The organism is Calothrix sp. FACHB-168 (assembly GCF_963889195.1).
GTDB classification, from domain to species: domain Bacteria; phylum Cyanobacteriota; class Cyanobacteriia; order Cyanobacteriales; family Nostocaceae; genus Aulosira; species Aulosira anomala_A.
In genome coordinates, this window is the sequence record NZ_CAWPNJ010000033.1 from 29032 (window position 1) to 47071 (window position 18040).

Consider the following 18040-nt stretch of genomic DNA (forward strand, 5'->3'; position numbering starts at 1 on the left):
GCTTAAGCTAGATTAACAATAAAGGTTCCTGGAGTTGGCTCTATTATGTGTATTTGCGTGAATTGCCACTATGTAGACCGATGTTTAACCTATCATGCCGTAGAAACGCAGCATCAACAACCCCATTTAACAGAAACACCCACTTTTGACCCCAATGAACCCTCAATCAATGTCAATATCCGCACCCAAGGGGAAATCATTGAAATGGAATGGGATGTAGTCGGTTGTCTCAGCTTTAAGCAAGAAACTGGTAAATGGGCGAAATTGCGTCCGGGTGAACTAGTCCCAACTTGACGATGTGATAAAGTATAAGCTTTTACGGGGCGAGGAATTTGGGAATATTTGTGAATTGGCAGATATTTCCCATCCACTCGTTCAAATTGCTGGAAATAGTGTGTTTTTTCACGCCAACTTACAACAGATTGCAAGTTGATGAGGTACAGATAATTATCAGGTCATGGCAGTGTCCATTGTGGTCAACTTAACGCGAAACCCTTTTGGTTGAAAAGGTTTTATCCTCATCCCCAACCCCGCGTTTACCCAATAAACCGCCGTCACCCTCGAAGGGTGCGGCTAATTGAACAAAGCCCACCTACATGGGCTAAGAAAATTTAGCCCACGTAGGTGGGCTTTGTAACATTAGCCCCAGGCTTACAGCCTGTGGGCGATCTGTTGGGTAAGCGTTTGAACTTAAGTTGACACAGATTCAGTACCATACGCCTACCTGCATAACCAATTTCCCTGAAATAGGCTGTAACTTAATTTTTTGCTTCAGTTGACTTTTAAATATGGTTTTTTCTAAAGTGATAAAAGAAACATATTTAAATTTATTTTGAATACTAAACTAGAACATCTTTCCGTTACAAAATACGGCTTGGGACTGCACACTACAACACCTGAATTAGGTTTAGCAATTAATAATTTTGCAGGTGACTCTCGCTCTCAGGTATGGAATTTAGGGCGGGATTTATCTAGCCTGATACATCAATACTTAATTGAATTTATTCAACCACAAACTTGGTCAGATTTGGCATTTCTGGCAGTTGCCAAAGGGCCTGGTGGTTTTACAGGTACGCGGATTGGGGTGGTTCTCGCACGGACTTTAGGACAACAGTTAGAAATTCCGGTATTCGCGGTTTCTACTTTAGCCGCAGTTGCTTGGACAGAAATTAGTAAAAATCAAAATGCTGATGCGATCGCTATTCAAATGGCGGCGCAAAGAGGTCAAGTTTTTGGCGGGATTTATCAAATTCAGCCCGATAATTTGGGATTAACAGCTTTATTACCAGATACAGTATTTACACCGGAAGCTTGGCAAGAAACGCTAGCAAATTGGCAGACTAATTATCAATTAATTGAAGCCAAATCTGACTTAGCAGCCACAGTCACTAGCATTTTGTCACTAGCTTACCTAGATTGGCAACAAGGTAAGCGTCCCCACTGGAGTGAGGCTTTGCCTTATTATGGTCAACATCCCGTAGAGAATGTTAACTGTTGACGGTTGACGGTTGACGGTTGACGGTTGACGGTTGACGGTTGACTGTTGACGGTTGACTATTGACTATTGACTATTAACTACTGCTCTGTCGCATGTTTTACAATTACTAGACAATTTCGCCCATCGGAACCACGTTCGTAAACCACACGATCGCCTAAACGTCGCAGGAGATACCAGCCGTAACCGCCTACTTGAAGAGTACCGGGTTTTGGTTCGGCGATCGCATCTGGATTAAACGGTTGTCCATAATCCCAAATTCGCATTTCTAGTTTGTCCATCCACAGACAAACTTCAATCTCGATAATTGTGTCCGGCGGTAAAGCAGAATGTGCATGACGAACTGCGTTAGTAAAGCCTTCTGCTAACGCCAAGTTCAGCCGATAGAGTTGGTTTTCTAACCAGCTTATTTCCGATAAATTTTGCCGACAGAATTTTTCAAACCATTGTTGTACTTGGTTTAAGAGCTTAAGTTCGCTCTTCACCGTCAGATGGTCTCGCTGCACTATGCTAAGCATTGACCGTGACTTGAATTATTTAATAAGTGAGGATTTGTTGACAATTTATATTTTTGATCTTCCTGGGTTTTGATATTTTGGTAGAGCAGGTCAAAGGGATTGTAGATGGAGTTAGCAGCCAAAAAAAATTGATAATTGGCTATCACACCGGACATATTTTAGTACATTATCCCAGTACCAAGGAAGAGTAGTATCTGAATAAATCAACATCAAGAAAATCAAGATATTGTGGGGGATTGCTGGTTAAAAGCCAGTTAAGTTTAAAACTAAATATTTAAGATGCAACCTAATATATATAAATTGACGCCTGTGAATTATTTTTCACAAGCATATATTACGAAAATTATGAGCTATAACTGCCAGTTAATTGAGGCAGATTGTCATATATCATAAATTCGTTACATGCTAGGGAAAATCACAGGCGTCAAACTGCTGTTTGGTGACTAATTTAGAACAAGCCCAAAGTCAAAGATTTGTCTAAAGGTAAAGCAGCACCAATACCTAACCACAGAGTTACAAGTGTACCAAAGAGGAATACTGTGGTAGCAACGGGACGACGGAAGGGGTTTTGGAACTTGTTAACGTTCTCAATAAAGGGAACGAGAATTAGTCCCAGTGGTACTGAAGCCATCGCTAATACTCCTAAGAGTTTGTTAGGAAGCGATCGCAAAATTTGGAATACAGGGTACAAGTACCACTCTGGTAAAATTTCCAATGGTGTCGCAAAAGGATTTGCTGGTTCGCCGTTCATCGCGGGATCTAGCACTGCTAGAGCCACGACGCAAGCGAAAGATCCCATAATTACCACTGGAAACACATACAGTAGGTCATTAGGCCAAGCTGGTTCGCCATAGTAGTTATGGCCCATACCTTTAGCCAGCTTGGCTCTAAGGATAGGATCGCTGAGATCGGGTTTCTTCTGTGTTGCCATTTTTAAATATGCTCTCCTGCTTAAGTTGAGTTAAAGCATTTGTAAAAGCCATCAGCTATCAGGTAACCCTAGCCTGCGGATCTTAAATAATCTGCGCAGGCGGGTTTCTTTAACTTTCAGCTTCAAATATCAAGTTTTTGTCTCATTGTTCATCAGTTTAAAACAAACAACTCAATCTTGAAACCGATCGCCATTGCCTGTTAGGTATGAGGCGGAAATTACAAAGGCCCAGAAATGCCTTGTTTGCGGATCATCAAGAAGTGGAATAGCATGAATACCGCAATCAACCAGGGCAGCACAAATGTGTGAGCGCTGTAGTAGCGAGTTAGGGTAGCTTGGCCGACGCTGGAACCACCACGCAGCAAATCAGAGATTAGTACACCAACCACAGGAATTGCTTCGGGAACGCCGCTAACGATTTTCACAGCCCAATATCCTACTTGATCCCAAGGTAGTGAATAGCCGGTTACACCAAAAGAAACGGTGATTACAGCCAGGATTACACCACTTACCCAGGTCAATTCGCGGGGCTTTTTGAAACCGCCAGTGAGGTACACGCGAAAAACGTGCAAAATCATCATCAACACCATCATGCTGGCAGACCAACGATGGATGGAGCGAATCAGCCAGCCGAAGTTTACTTCCGTCATGATGTACTGTACTGAAGAGTAAGCTTCAGCAACAGTTGGCTTGTAGTAGAAGGTCATGGCAAACCCAGTAGCAAACTGGATGAGAAAGCAAACCAGGGTAATGCCACCCAAGCAGTAGAAAATATTGACGTGGGGAGGAACGTACTTGCTAGTAACGTCGTCAGCTAGCGCTTGAATTTCCAAGCGTTCCTCAAACCAGTCGTAAACGTTGGCCATACAATCTCAAGTTCCTAAAAATCGGGTGCGGTTGATAAATCTCCCAATTAGCAATTTTGGGATTTTAGCAAAGAGGTTTGTGGTCGTTTGCTTTTAAGGCGTCAGAGTGATAAGACTTTTAATAAACTTAACACTCTGTAAACATGGTATGTATTGCGTTTGTGAGGCAAACCAACACTAAATTATGGGCACAAAGTAGATCTTATCGTTTGTTGAGTGGGATGCAAGCCGATCGGCTGACTTAACAACTTGATTAAGACTAATGCACCACTTCTATAAAAAAAGTAACATAATCGAGAGATAGATTTCATCAAAAACAAAGCAACTGGGCAGTTCTAGGCAATTCGGCTTGAGGTGGAATTCAACATGGGCTTGTTCATGGACAAAAAGGTTTTGAGACGGGTATTTTCATTGTTGATGGCGGTGTGGCTGGCTTGGGGGGCAATTCCTCAACCAGCAACGGCTTTGACGGAAGAACAGAAATTAGTATCAGAAGTTTGGCGAATAGTCAATCGAAATTATTTAGATGAAACGTTTAATCATCAAAATTGGGCATCGGTGCGGCAAAAGGCTTTAGAGAAACCTCTGAAAAGTCAGGAAGCAGCTTATGCAGCGATTCAGAATATGCTCAAAAGCTTAGACGACCCCTTTACCCGGTTTTTAGACCCGGAACAGTACCGGAGTTTACAGGTAAATACTTCTGGAGAACTCACCGGGGTAGGCTTGCAAATTGCTCTAGACTCTCAAACTGGTAAGTTAGAAGTCGTTGCACCAATCGCAGGTTCGCCCGCAGATAAAGCCGGAATTCGACCGCGCGATCGCATCCTGAAAATTGAAGGTGTTTCCACAGAAAATCTTACCCTAGATGAAGCTGCGGCTAAAATGCGCGGGCCGATTGGCAGTCTCGTCACCCTATTAATTGAACGGGAGGGTGTAGACGAGCAAGAATTTAGGGTAGTACGCGATCGCATTGCTTTAAATCCTGTCATCTCAGAATTGCGCGTCACCCCCCAAGGTACGCCCCTTGGCTATTTACGCCTCAATCAATTTAATGCCAACGCCTCAATGGAACTGGCACATGCCATTAATAGTTTAGAAAAAAAAGGTGCGGCTGCCTACATTTTAGATTTACGCAATAATCCTGGAGGGCTATTACAAGCCGGAATTGAAATTGCTCGCCTGTGGCTAGATTCTGGCACCATAGTCTACACTGTCAATCGCCAAGGCATTCAAGGCAGTTTTGAGGCTTTTGGCCCGGCTCTGACATCAGATCCCTTAGTTATTTTAGTCAATCAAGGTACTGCCAGTGCCAGCGAAATTCTCGCCGGCGCACTCCAAGATAACGGTCGCGCCCAACTCGTAGGGGAAACCACCTTTGGTAAAGGCTTAATTCAATCCTTGTTTGAATTATCAGATGGTTCTGGTTTGGCAGTCACCATTGCTAAATATGAAACTCCCCAACACCGAGATATTAACAAACTAGGTATCAAACCAGACAAAATTATTCCCCAAGATGCAATTACCCGCGAACAAATAGGAACAGAAGCAGATCAACAATATCAAGCTGCTGTGGAAATTTTGACGAAAAATCAAGTAGTGGTGGGAATGGGGAATAGGGCATAGGGCATTGGGCATTGGGCATTGGGCATTGGGCATGGGGCATGGGGCATTGGGCATTGGGCATTGGGCATTGGGCATTTATAATTTATCTGCCTTGTCCTCCTTGTCCCCCTTGTCCCCCTTGTCCTCAAATCGAGCCAGACTCTGATAAGCTTGAGCGATCGCACCTTTGCCCCGCAAAAAACCAGTATTTGCACCAGGGCAAAGGTATTCTAGGGTTTCTGGGGTGAAGCGTTCTAATATGTATTTGAGGCTTTTTAGTTGTCGCGGCCAGTGAAAGGTTTTGGCTGTCCGTAATGGTACTGCCTCTCCTTGAAGATTGGGAACTAAGTGACGACCGGAAAATAGCACGCCGCCCAAGCAGTCATAGTAAAGACAAGATGAGCCAGGTGAATGTCCTGGTGTCCAAAATACTTGGGCGGTGTTATCTAAAGTCAGTTCTTTAGCAAAGGTAGTTACAGTTAAGCCTGGTAATAAATATGCTTCTTGCTCTTGAATTATGACCTCACAACCCAATTCTTGCTGGATTTCTGCTGTTTTACCGATAGCACCGCGATGAGTGATAAATAACCAGCGAACACCACCATGCGATCGCACAAAATCTAAATTTGTCTGTTCTAAAGCCGGACAATCAATGAGGATATTACTTTCATTTCTTACAATAAAATAAGAGGTTCCCCCTAATGTGTCCCGATTTGGTGGAAAAGCATAAATACTATCAAGTACAGCCCTTGGTGGCTTAACTGTATGATTTGGCTGTTGAGGTAAGGGACACATAAAAAAACCGAAACTGAGGAGTTGTAATCAATCGTTACACAGTTAAACTGCAGCAGGCTACAAGCTGGAGAGTTAACAACTGTTGTTAACCTTTGGGTAAAAAATGGGGTTTTTTAAGTCTGGCTAGTAGTCACAGATGTGGTGCTAACCCTACTAGTAAGACATTGTTTCCAATTACCGAAGAGCAAATGACATTTTGGTTTCTCCTTTTACTGGGACTAGCTACTTATCTAATGGTGCAGCGTGTTGTCGCCCATAGCACCCAGACACCCGTCTGGTTATTGTGGCTGGTTTTAATGACCCCAGCATTTTTATTGAGTGGGTGGACGCTGCGGTATGGGACAAAAGTACCGCCGCCAGCATCGCTGATTCTGTGGTCATCAATAATCTGTATTTTGTTATACTGGCTGTTATTTCAATGGGGAAGGCGATCGCCCAGAGAGAAACAAACAGAACCACAAGCTATAGAAGCAACACAATCGGCTATCCATCCTACCGCAGAACCAGTGACAGTGCGTCCCATCGAACCAACGGAAGAAACCCAACTGCGAAATTGCTTTCCCTGGTCTACATACTACATTCAAAACATTGAGTATCGACCCCAGGCGGTGATTTGTCGCGGTCAATTGCGAACTTCACCCACTCAGGCTTATCAGCAAATTAAGTCTAATATCGAAGCCCAATTTGGCGATCGCTTTTTGCTGATATTTCAAGAAGGTATCAACAGCAAACCTTTCTTTGTCCTTGTTCCCAACACTCAAGCAGCAAAACAGGTTAATTCTCCCAAACCAGAAAAATTAACCCGCCCAGTAGTAGCACTGGTGCTGTTACTCGCTACTTTAGTAACTACTACCTTAGTTGGCTCGTCAATTGCTGGTGTCACTCCCAAAGCATTACAATCCAATCCCCAGCTTTTACTTCAAGGGCTACCTTATGCTTTAGGCTTAATGACAATTTTGGGTATCCATGAACTCGGTCATTATTTAACAGCTAGATACTACAAAATTCGCGCCACCTTGCCCTATTTTATCCCCGTGCCTTTTTTCTTAGGCACATTTGGCGCATTTATACAAATGCGGAGTCCAATCCCTAACCGCAAAGCTTTATTTGATGTCAGTATTGCCGGGCCAATTGCTGGTTTTATTGTCACTTTACCCTTATTAATTTGGGGTTTAGCTCATTCAGAAGTGGTGGCTTTAAACCCAAAAATTGGTATGTTAAATCCAGAGGCGCTGAATCCTAAATATTCTATTTTGATAGCTATACTTGCCAAATTAGCACTAGGAAATAGTTTAACTGCAACGTCGGCTATTAACTTACATCCAGTTGCAATTGCTGGATTTTTAGGATTAATTGTCACCGCCTTAAATTTAATGCCTGTAGGACAATTAGATGGCGGTCATATTGTTCACGCTATCTTTGGACAAAGAACTGCGATCGCTATTGGGCAAATAGCGCGTTTATTGCTGTTATTACTGTCTTTTATCCAATCAGAATATTTCATTTGGGCAATCATCTTATTACTCATACCCTTAGTTGATGAACCAGCCCTTAATGATGTTACAGAACTGGATAATAAACGGGATATTTTGGGTTTATTATCAATGGCATTATTGGTGATTATTGTACTGCCATTACCGCAGGCGATCGCTAACCTTTTACAGATTTAAATAAAAAAGCAAAGACACAAAATGTTCCTTCGTATCTTTGCTTTTTGATGCTAAAAACTACATAATTCCAAACACAGAACCGACAGTAGACTTAATGGAATCTCTCGCATCTTTTAAAGTCTGGGCAATCGGATGTTTGGTTTGTAAAAATACCCTAGCACAATTGCGTCCTGGCATTCCAGAAATAGAACCACCGGGATGTGTTCCCGCACCAGTTAAAAATAGATTATCAATTGGTGTTTTATAGTTGGCTATTTCTGGTAATGGGCGGAAAAATACCATCTGATCTAAAGACATATCAACGTGGTAATAATTCCCTTTGTAAGCGCCTAATCTTTCTCCTAATTCTGCTGGACTTTCTACACGCCGAGCAATAATTGAATTTTTCACATTTGGTGCATAGGTTGCTAATTTATCAACAACCTTATCTGCGACTTTATTTTTTAATTTATCTGTCCAACCAGTACCTTTTAAACCAGTACCTTCTGCACCTGCAATTTGGTAAGGAGCAAAAAATTCAATCCACACAGTATGTTTACCTGGTGGTGCTAAAGTTGGATCTAAAGCACTGGGCATAACAACATACATTGATGGGTCAGAATCAGGAATTTCTCCTAAAGTGCATTTACTATGAGCTTGTTCTACATGAGCAACAGAATCAGCAATCAAAATAGAACCAATTAGATATTCATCTTTATGTGCATGATAAGGAAAGCGTAATGGTTCATCTAAGGCTAAATCTATTTTGAGAATTGTTTCATTGTTATTAACAATTCGCCGTTCTAATCTTTCCCATAAATCCGGATCGACTGCATCAATATCACTTTTATCAGTCATTTGTAAGAATAAACGCTTGGCATCAATATTAGAAATAACGCCATATTTAGCTCGATATTCTTTACCACCAGCTACCCGCACACCTACTGCTTTTTTATCATCAATCAACACTTTTTCTACATGCTGATCTGTGAGAATCACCCCACCTTTACTAGTAACTAAATTCACCAAAGCTTTGACAAGTGCGCCAGTACCACCGCGAGGTCTAGCCATACCAGGATTGTGACGCATTGCCATCATAATTGCACCAATAGCAATAGTTTTTTGTGATGGTGGTGCGCCAAGTTCGGCGGCTAATCTGGCTAGGGGTGCTTTGAGAAATTCTTCATCAAACCACTCATTTAGTAAATCTTCAGCGCTGGTTAACATGGTGCGAATAAAATCCAGCGTTTTATTAGGCGAACCAATGACAGAAAATAAATCTTTGAGTTTTGTAATATCGTAGTTGCCGAGAATATCTATAATTGACTTTGGTGGCGCATTAAACATGGGAATCATTGCCCCTAATGCTCGTTGCCAATAGTCGGTAAATTCGGCGTATTTTTTCGCATCACGTTCGTTGTAACGTGCAATTTCTGCACAAGTTTTTTCTAGAGATTTGTGTGCCAAAAAATATTTACCATCAGGATGAGGACAGAAAACTACTGGATCGCATTCCAGATATTCTAAACCGTATTTTTCTAGTTCTAATTCTTCTACAACTGGCCCCAAATGAATAAATTCGTGATCGATAGCACACAAATTAAATTTAAATCCTGGTGCTTCTTGGGGTAAACATTCTTCTGTTGTCGCTGCACCACCAGGAACAGAACGCTTTTCTAATAGTAAAACGCTATAGCCAGCTTTGAGTAAATAAGCAGCACAAACTAGACCGTTATGTCCTGCACCAATAATGACAACATCGTATTCTTGCATATTCGGAAATTAGAGAATTAAAGAGATTGACACACAAAATAGTAAGTAAATTTTGATGGTTTGAATGCAGAATTTACTTACTTAAGGGTAGATTTTCTGTAGAGGGGATTTGCTTTACATGGGCTTCGACTAAAAGTATGAGATTTGCTTTTTGAACCTCTATATCTTTGATGCGTAACATCATATTGTCCCATGCAAAATAAGATGATTGCAGCAATTCTTTCAGCTTACGCATTAAAGCTGCAATTAGAGGGACTGAAACGCCTTCTCCCTGAGTACAGTTAAAACTTTCTAACATCAAGGGCTGTGAATTTGTAGGTGGGCTAACCCTTGCAGTAAAACTTAACGGATGGCTTTGTCCTTTTTCTTCTAGCAACACATTGCCGATAAATTCCATTTTACCGCTACCTGGCAGTAATACCTGGATTTGTTGCAGATGAAAACTGACAATTTCACCATCTACATTTAATTGCCAAATTTGTGCTTGGCTTTTAACTAAATCGGAGGACAGTGCATTGTTAATATCAACCTCTGTCATAACTATACGCGCGATCGCATTTACTGGTTCATTTAGTTCTATTTGCCCAAAAATCGCACTTAAAGGATTGACAGCAACGCTATCTGTCTTGACTTTGATTTCCTGTACGCGGATATCTTTTTGCAGCACCAGACCTTTACCAGTTAGGGAAACTTCTTCCACTTGTCCCTGAGCGACTTTCAACAAGTCTGTGCGCACATCTACGTCTATTTGTTCTACTTCATCCAGTCGGTTAGCTAAGGTATTTTCTGCTGCTTGTGATATTATTTGCTCCTCCAGCCTTGGCTTATCTGGCATGAGTTTCTATACTCCTAGTATCCGCTTACCTACTAAATTTAGTCTTTGAAGGCTCAGGATGGTATCTATAGTACGGTATATGTAACTGGGAAGATAGAAACAAATGTTTATATAGGAATCCTATGTAAATAAAAGGGACACAGAAAGGAGGACAAGGGGGACAAGGAGGACAAGGAAGACGACTAACAATTGTACAGACGCGATTCATCGCGTCTCTGACCAATGACCAATGACAAATGACGATTGACCATTGAGCATTATATTTCAATACGGTTCAGTTAAGGATAAATGTAGGTTGGGGAGCCAGTGCATTGCGGTGAGACCAGCGCTGCGGGAGGGTTTCCCTCCGCAGGCGACTGGCGAACCCGAAGGGGGGTTCCCCCCGTTGTAGCAACTGGCGTTTGAACGAAGTGAAACCCAACAAAGCGCCGAAAATGTTGGGTTTCGTCCCTCAACCCAACCTACGCCAAATCAGTTTTTTGACGCTAACTGAACCGTATTGCATTATATTTAATTACCCCGACCTATATATTTTTGAAATTAATTCTCTGGCAAAAATACATAAAATTATAGGTGGTCTTGCAACCACCTATTTTCCCCTCATATTTAGAATTTACTTGCAGCACCCTTAGTGAAAAATATAATTACTCAGTAATATTAACCAAATTTTCAACTGGAGAAGCAGCCAATGTTGGAGCTTTCAACAAACGAGAGTAGAGGCTTGATGGTTGCTGATGAGCAACTACTGGTAGAACTTGGCGTGCATGAGCAGCTAATTGTACTGCTTTGACATCATAAGTTTGGGTGATTAACTTGGGATATAAACCAATACCGATGATGGGAACTAAAAGACAAGCGGTGATAAACAATTCGCGGGGTCTAACATCAGGGATGAATTTATCGAGGTGTAACTCTTCGTTTTGCTTACCGTAGAATACTTGACGCAACATCGACAGTAAGTAAATCGGAGTCAAAATTACGCCAACTGCGGAGAGTAATACAACTACAACTTTGAAGCTAGAACTGTAAACATCACTGCTAGAAATACCCAGGAATACCATCAATTCACCGACAAATCCGCTCATTCCTGGTAAAGCGAGGGAAGCCATTGAACCTGCTGTGAATAGAGCAAAAGTACGGGGCATTACTTTACCCATACCGCCCATTTTGTCCATCATCAAGGTGTGGGTACGTTCGTAAGTTACACCAGAGAGGAAGAACAAGCTAGCAGCAATTAAACCGTGAGAAACCATCTGGAGAACAGCGCCGCTAATGCCAATTTCTGTATAGGAAGCAATCCCAATCAATACAAACCCCATGTGGGCAATTGAAGAGTAAGCCAAACGACGTTTGAGGTTAGTTTGAGCGAAGGCACAGCAAGCACCGTAGACAATATTTACTACACCCAAGATTGCCAATACTGGGGCAAAAGTTACATGGGCATTAGGTAACATTTCAATATTAAAACGGATGAGTGCATAGCCACCCATTTTCAGCAATACACCAGCCAAAATCATGGAACCAGGTGCAGAGGCTTCACCGTGAGCATCAGGTAACCAAGTATGTAGAGGGAAAATTGGCATTTTCACGCCAAAGGCAATTAAGAAACCTGCGTAAACTAATAGTTCAAATGCTGTAGAATAATCTTTCATTCCTAGAGCCACCATGTCAAAGGTGACAGTATCTCCAGAGAATGCCATTGCAAAACCAGCTATCAGAATAAATATTGATGCGGCAGCAGTGTAGATAATAAACTTAGTCGCAGCATAGCGGCGTTTTGCACCACCCCAAATGGAAATTAGTAAGTATACAGGTACTAACTCGATTTCCCACATTAAGAAGAACAATAGTAAATCCTGGGCAACAAACACGCCAAGCTGGGCGCTGTACATCACCAGCATTAATGCATAAAATAAACGCGGCTTGTTGGTTACTTTCCAAGCCGCGAAGATTGCTAGGGTGTTAATTAAGCCGGTTAGTAACACTAGAGGCATTGATAAACCGTCTACTGCTACAGACCAGTTCAATCCTAACTGTGGTATCCAAGAATATTTTTCTACTAGTTGGAAGCCGGAGTTTTGGAAGTCGTAGTGATGCCAAAAGGCATAAATCATTAGAGCAAAGTCTGCTAGTGCTACTCCCAAACCATACCAGCGAACGGTTTTACCTTCTTTGTCGGGAATCAAGGGGATGGCTAGGGATGCCATCAGGGGCAAGAGTATTATGGCTGTTAGCCAAGGGACTTGAATAAGACTCATCACTTTTGACAATTGATTTACAATTTTCTTTTGATTACAGTATATGAACGAGCTTGTAGTTTTGTAAACGTAATTTATCCCTACGAGAGTAAATCTTAAGATTTGGATAGAGATAAATACTCATCGTTTTGCCGTCCACCATTCTAATTGTAAAGTTTTGCAACGTCAATGTGTGGTCTATTTTTTTGTAAATTTCAAACCAGAATTTTGCGGATGGGCTGAAAGCTAGTCAGTGATAGGCTTATAGCAAAAGTTAAATTTAGAAATTTGCTGGAAGAAACAATCAATTCTTTGTAACTCAATTGGTAAAGCTTTGTTGTGAGTGATTACTCGCGCCATTGTTAAGGGGGTAATTTTGATTGAAGATAGCTGCTAATCCGATATAACGCCCACAGGCTGTAAGCCTGTGGCTATCATTACAAAGCCCACTGTTGTGGGCTGAATGTTGTTGCATCACTATATATATAGTGATGGCTGCTAAAGTTAAACAATACGGTTGACAATTGTCCACACATCACCATCTGAGCGGATGTGAGGAACGGAGATTGTCTTGAAGCCGGTAATGAAGGGTTTGTAATAAACTTGCCAATACAAGGGACTTAGCTCATCGGCGCAAGATTTCAGCAGACGGATTTCGGTTGCTAGTTCGCCAGCGAGTTGATTAATGCGTTGCGCATGAACTTGGGCGACACTTCTAGCTTCTTCTAGCTGCTGCTGGAGGGTGAGTTGTTTAGAATTAATATGCCAATTTGCAAGTTCTACTTGTTTTTGTTCTAGCTGAAGTTCCAAGGCGGCGATCGCATCATCAATACCTTTAATTTCTACCGCGAGTTGAGCATTTTCTCTGGCAAAGCGACGGTAAGCTTCGGCGATCGCGCTGGGTGAATTATGCTCGCTGGGCACTATATTATTTACAGTGAAGCTGGCGCGTTCTTGTTCGAGAGCCTGAATTTGCTGGCGAATGGCTGCTATTTCTGAGACTATTTGCTGCATAATTCCTGTTTATCCTTGTTTAACGCTTCTCGCGCCTTGGTTATCCAGAGAAAGCGATCGCACTACAGCTGTAATTCCTTCTGCTTGCCAAGCAGTTTTCATCGCTGCTTCTACAGCTTGAGCATGTTCTGCATCGGCTAAAGCTAATAATGTCGGCCCTGCACCACTAATTACCATGCCATATGCACCAGCCGCTACAGCCGCCATATTCACGGCATCGTAACCACGAATCAAAGCTTTACGATAGGGCTGATGTAATTTATCTTGCAAAGCTGTCTTTAACCATTCTCCCTTACCAGTTGCCAAACCACGCAGCAATAATCCTAAATGGGCGGTATTGAAAATAGCATCAGCACGGCTAAATTCAGTGGGGAGAACTCGCCGCGCCTCGGAAGTAGAAAGTTCAAAATCAGGAATCGCCAAAATTGGAATAATATTTTCCTGCCAAGGTACATCACAAATTTCCCAAGCTGCACCATTGCTAGCCGCCAGACGACATCCGCCTAATAAAGCCGGGACTACATTATCTGGATGTCCTTCCATTGCGATCGCTAATTCCATTACTTGCAACTGCGAGAGAGGTTCCCCAGCTAATTGATTCGCCGCAACCAAACCCCCAACAATTGCAGTCGCTGAACTACCCAGACCCCGCGCCAACGGTACACCTAGCTGAATTTCAATTTTCACACTTGGCGGTATTTGCTCTATATATTGATATAGCTTCACAAAAGCTTGATAGAGCAAATTACTCTCATCAGTTTGTACCCCGTCAGCTTCCTCACCCGTGACATGAATAGTTAACCCGCCTTCATCCTGACGACTGAAATTAAACACGTTGTACAGCGTTAAAGCTGCACCGATACAGTCAAAACCAGGCCCCAAATTAGCAGTGGTGGCGGGAACAGTAACAGTTACACCAGAAACAACAGACATCTGCAAATCTCACTAATCAATCAACCAGCATCCCATGTAAATGATTGATTTGCGCATTTTTTTGGGCATAGGGCATAGGGCATTGGGCATTGGGCATTGGGGATTAGCTATTTTTCCTTTGCGCCTACTCCTGTGCTTGATGCATGTAATACCAATTTAATATGAAGATGCATATAATTTAGCCTGCGTAGGCAGGCTTTGTTTGTTTAGCCCCAGGCTTCTAGCCTGCGGGCGTTTATGTGCAGCTTCACAGAGAATTGGTATAAGCTAATGTCCATCTAAATTGCATAACTACTAATAAGGGAACTCCAGAAAATAAATTATCCCAAATTGTAGGGGCGGGGTAACCCCGCCCCTACGAGTTGCGGGCTTAGTAAGTTAATGATTGGGATGTTTTTTTATTTGGAAGTCCCTAAGGGCTGTCAACAGTCAACAGCCCTCATGATGGATTGTGCAACTTAAAAGCAGAATAGCTGATCTACAAATGTTTGAGATAATGCACGATCGCCTCTGCGGTTGGTAAATTAGTTGCAAGGAGAACTTGGTTAATGTTACAGCTTCTTAAGAATGCTTCTTCATTAGCTTGACCAGGCTGAGGTATGAGAAAATCTCTGAGGAAAATTACTGCTAAAACCTCTCCTGAATTTACCAAGGAATTAATAGTTTGATATCCTCCAGATGTAGCGGCTGGAATTTGTTGACTAACAGTGATACCTGCTTGTTGACTTAAAACTTCACTGATAGATGGCCAAGCAACAGTCAGACTCTGTGAGAAAAATTCTTTGTGTTGATTTACCAGATCAGCTAATTCTGATTTTTTGCTGTCGTGAGCTATAAGAACTATATTTTTTTGACTGATCATTGCTTGTGGCTCACTTACAGGTATTTGTTGTTCGGCTATTTCATCAGATAGTGTTTTTTCTGTGCCAAAAATTTCGGCAAACGTTTGACTAATTGACTCTGAAGTTTGATTACTGACTAATTCTGGCATGATTTCATCTTCTGCAGTTTCAGGTTCAGATTTAGAAGTAACAACTAATTCTGGCGTTGTTTCATCTTCTGCAGTTTCAGGTTCAGATTTAGAAGTAACAACTAATTCTTCTAGTTGTTCTAAAGATTCAATATTAGTTGGTTCCGCAACTTCATTAACTGTTGGAGATACAGCATCAACATCTTGTGCAGTTTCTAAATTTCCAATATCTGCAACTAATTCTTCTGTATTATTGGCAATCAAATTAACTTCGTGATCGCTGATATCTGCTGATTGACTCACTTCACTGACTACTTCGGTTGGTGTTTCAACTATTGATGTATCATCAGCACTAATATCATGAACTTCACTCACGATATCGGATGAACCACTAACTATAGAGCCGGAGACAATCAGCACATCTTCTGTAAATGTACCTTCTTCATCGTGACTAAATTCTGGAGTAAAGTTATCAACAAATTCTGGGGCTTCTACTGGTGCAATATCTACGTTAACTTCATTTACAGCATCTTCATTGCTAATACTTTCGTCAGTATCGCTAATTGACTCAAAAGGTAGATTTACATTACGGGGTTGCACAATAGTGAAGTCTTGTAAAATTTCCGCCACATCTGCGGGAACTTCACTAGCTGATTCTGGTGGTTGAGCAAGAATATCTCGCGGTTGTACATTAGTAAATTCTTGGAGAATTTCCTCTTTTTCCAGGATATTTTGTTCATTAATATCGGCAGGAACTTCGCTCACCGTCTGATATGATTGGCTGGCAATATCTCGTGGTTGAACTATTGTGAATTCTCGCAAAATTTCTGCATCTTCATCAAGATATTGCTGGTTAATATCTCCAGGAATTTCATTTGATGTTGCAACACTTTCTTCATTTATCGTTGTAGGAGTTTCACTTACCGCTTCTGGTGTAGGCGTAATAACATCTTGGGGTTGTATAAAGGTGACTTCTTCGGGTTCTGGGGTAGCCACACTTTCTTGATCAATAGTCCCAGGAACTTCACTTACCGCTTCTGATGTGGGCGTAATAACATCTTGAGGTTCTATAAAGCCGACTTCTTCGGGTTCTGGGGTAGCCACACTTTCTTGATTAACAGTTCCAGGAATTTCACTTACTGCTTCTGATGTTGGCGTAATGATATCTTGAGGTTGTATAAAAGTGACTTCTTCTGATTCTGGTGTAGCGACACTTTCTTGATTAATAGTCCCAGGAATTTCACTTACCGCTTCTGGTGTTGGTGTAATAACATCAACATCTTGGGATTGTATAAAGGTAACTTCTTCTTCTGCTGTTGGTGTACTTACATCAGCTTCTAGTTCACCAGTTTCGTCTGAAGTTTCTAAGATATTTTCTAGAGCATTAATTGCTTCTTCTAATTCTGTGGCTTCTACTTCGTTTTGTGTTTGGCTAACTTCTACTTCAGATTGACTGACTACTTCTGGAGTTTGATTAGCGCTAAGTCGCCCAGAAAATATGGCTGGATCTATCGTTCTAAATACTGTTTCTGCCAATTGTTCTGATGCTGGAATTATATCTTCCACTATCATCGTGTAATCGCCAATGCGAATAATGTCTTTATCCTTTAATAAGAAGGGGCTATTTTTTTCTGCTAGTTTACCGTTAACGATCGAGCCATTTCTACTACCAAGGTCGCAGAAATAGTAATTTCCACTTTGAATAAAGAATTTACCGTGTATTCTACTAACATCAGGACTGTCTAGAACTACATCACAATCAGGAGAACGACCGATAATGCATTCTCCTTTTGGTGTAGTTGCTAATGCTAAATCAAGTTCGTTAACTTCATTTAGGGTTGGTGAGTAGTTAACTTTTATTTTCATATTAATTTTTGGTTAATTTTATTAATTTCTGTAACCCAGCGTTGACGGGTTTTATGCTCTAAATTAAAAATATCATCTTGTGACCAGTGGAAGTGATAAGCGATGAAAGCTACCTCCTCATATAAGGTATCAGAGGGGTAGCTGACTACTCCCCCGCGAGTTTTAGCTCGACTGAATATTGAGTATTGCAATGAGGACATTGTGTGGGTATCTCGACATTTCCTTGTTGATTAATACGATTATAAAATTCTCTCAGATAAGCAATATCATGCAATAGTAGACCTTCTAATAAATCGGGACTAACAGAGTTTAAGCTACCTAAGCGGGTAATAACTCGTGCTAACATTACCAAAGTACCATAGGCTGGATTCTCCTGAACTTTGCGCTCTTGTTGTACCACAATTTCATCTTTGGCGGTAGCTAAACGCATCACTCCATGACGATGAACTCGGTTTTGGCTATCAATCAATCCTCTAGGAAGAATAAAGTTAAATTCAGTAACGAGATTATCTTGCTTACGACCCATAACAATTTTAGTTTTAGATTATAGATTCTA

The 18040-nt window shown here is 41.5% G+C and carries 16 protein-coding genes; 4 read left to right on the forward strand and 12 right to left on the reverse strand.

Annotated features, from left to right (window positions below; all coding sequences use genetic code 11):
- Window positions 1-45 precede the first annotated feature (45 nt).
- Together AACW45_RS20590 and tsaB are read left to right on the forward strand one after the other, a co-directional pair.
- Window positions 46-294, forward strand: a complete 249-nt coding sequence (locus tag AACW45_RS20590; protein WP_096643380.1) for a Ycf34 family protein — start codon at window positions 46-48, stop codon at window positions 292-294.
- Window positions 295-832: 538 nt separating this feature from the next.
- Window positions 833-1498 (forward strand): tRNA (adenosine(37)-N6)-threonylcarbamoyltransferase complex dimerization subunit type 1 TsaB, encoded by a 666-nt coding sequence (tsaB, locus tag AACW45_RS20595; RefSeq protein ID WP_190634327.1) that lies wholly within the window; start codon window positions 833-835, stop codon window positions 1496-1498.
- Window positions 1499-1575: 77 nt separating this feature from the next.
- Here the strand turns inward: tsaB and AACW45_RS20600 are convergent, their stop codons facing one another.
- The 3 genes from AACW45_RS20600 to petB form a co-directional block, all read right to left on the reverse strand.
- On the reverse strand, window positions 1576-2013 hold the full coding sequence (locus AACW45_RS20600; protein ID WP_190634329.1) for an ATP-binding protein: 438 nt from the start codon (window positions 2011-2013) through the stop codon (window positions 1576-1578).
- Between the two features lie 448 nt (window positions 2014-2461).
- Window positions 2462-2944, reverse strand: a complete 483-nt coding sequence (gene petD / locus AACW45_RS20605) for a cytochrome b6-f complex subunit IV (RefSeq protein WP_096643383.1) — start codon at window positions 2942-2944, stop codon at window positions 2462-2464.
- 218 nt (window positions 2945-3162) lie between these two features.
- Window positions 3163-3810: a cytochrome b6 gene (gene petB / locus AACW45_RS20610; protein WP_045867444.1), complete on the reverse strand. Its 648-nt coding sequence runs from the start codon at window positions 3808-3810 to the stop codon at window positions 3163-3165.
- 366 nt (window positions 3811-4176) lie between these two features.
- Here petB and ctpA point away from each other — a divergent pair, with 366 nt between their 5' ends.
- Window positions 4177-5433: a carboxyl-terminal processing protease CtpA gene (ctpA, locus tag AACW45_RS20615; RefSeq protein ID WP_190634331.1), complete on the forward strand. Its 1257-nt coding sequence runs from the start codon at window positions 4177-4179 to the stop codon at window positions 5431-5433.
- A 75-nt stretch (window positions 5434-5508) separates the two neighbouring features.
- Here the strand turns inward: ctpA and AACW45_RS20620 are convergent, their stop codons facing one another.
- A complete protein-coding gene (locus AACW45_RS20620; RefSeq protein ID WP_190634332.1) occupies window positions 5509-6207 on the reverse strand; it encodes an MBL fold metallo-hydrolase in 699 nt (232 codons plus the stop codon).
- Between the two features lie 188 nt (window positions 6208-6395).
- Between AACW45_RS20620 and AACW45_RS20625 the strand changes: the two genes are divergently transcribed.
- Window positions 6396-7877: a site-2 protease family protein gene (locus AACW45_RS20625; protein ID WP_190634412.1), complete on the forward strand. Its 1482-nt coding sequence runs from the start codon at window positions 6396-6398 to the stop codon at window positions 7875-7877.
- Window positions 7878-7934: 57 nt separating this feature from the next.
- Here AACW45_RS20625 and crtO read toward each other — a convergent pair whose 3' ends face one another.
- The 8 genes from crtO to AACW45_RS20665 all read right to left on the reverse strand — a co-directional run bounded on the left by crtO (window position 7935) and on the right by AACW45_RS20665 (window position 18010).
- Window positions 7935-9629: a beta-carotene ketolase CrtO gene (gene crtO / locus AACW45_RS20630; RefSeq protein WP_190634334.1), complete on the reverse strand. Its 1695-nt coding sequence runs from the start codon at window positions 9627-9629 to the stop codon at window positions 7935-7937.
- A gap of 73 nt (window positions 9630-9702) precedes the next feature.
- A complete protein-coding gene (locus tag AACW45_RS20635) occupies window positions 9703-10464 on the reverse strand; it encodes an LmeA family phospholipid-binding protein (protein ID WP_190634337.1) in 762 nt (253 codons plus the stop codon).
- 644 nt (window positions 10465-11108) lie between these two features.
- Window positions 11109-12722 (reverse strand): NAD(P)H-quinone oxidoreductase subunit 4, encoded by a 1614-nt coding sequence (locus tag AACW45_RS20640; protein ID WP_190634338.1) that lies wholly within the window; start codon window positions 12720-12722, stop codon window positions 11109-11111.
- Window positions 12723-13205: 483 nt separating this feature from the next.
- Entirely contained in the window at window positions 13206-13715 is a 510-nt protein-coding gene (locus tag AACW45_RS20645) for a hypothetical protein (protein ID WP_190634341.1), read from the reverse strand.
- A gap of 9 nt (window positions 13716-13724) precedes the next feature.
- Window positions 13725-14648 (reverse strand): homoserine kinase, encoded by a 924-nt coding sequence (gene thrB / locus AACW45_RS20650; protein WP_190634344.1) that lies wholly within the window; start codon window positions 14646-14648, stop codon window positions 13725-13727.
- 478 nt (window positions 14649-15126) lie between these two features.
- Complete coding sequence (locus tag AACW45_RS20655) at window positions 15127-17484, reverse strand: FHA domain-containing protein (RefSeq protein WP_190634346.1); 2358 nt, start codon at window positions 17482-17484, stop codon at window positions 15127-15129.
- Window positions 17481-17684, reverse strand: a complete 204-nt coding sequence (locus tag AACW45_RS20660) for a DUF6760 family protein (protein WP_096643393.1) — start codon at window positions 17682-17684, stop codon at window positions 17481-17483. The genes AACW45_RS20655 and AACW45_RS20660 overlap by 4 nt, the downstream gene beginning before the upstream one ends.
- A complete protein-coding gene (locus AACW45_RS20665) occupies window positions 17630-18010 on the reverse strand; it encodes a phage tail assembly protein (RefSeq protein WP_190634347.1) in 381 nt (126 codons plus the stop codon). The genes AACW45_RS20660 and AACW45_RS20665 overlap by 55 nt, the downstream gene beginning before the upstream one ends.
- Window positions 18011-18040 lie beyond the last annotated feature (30 nt).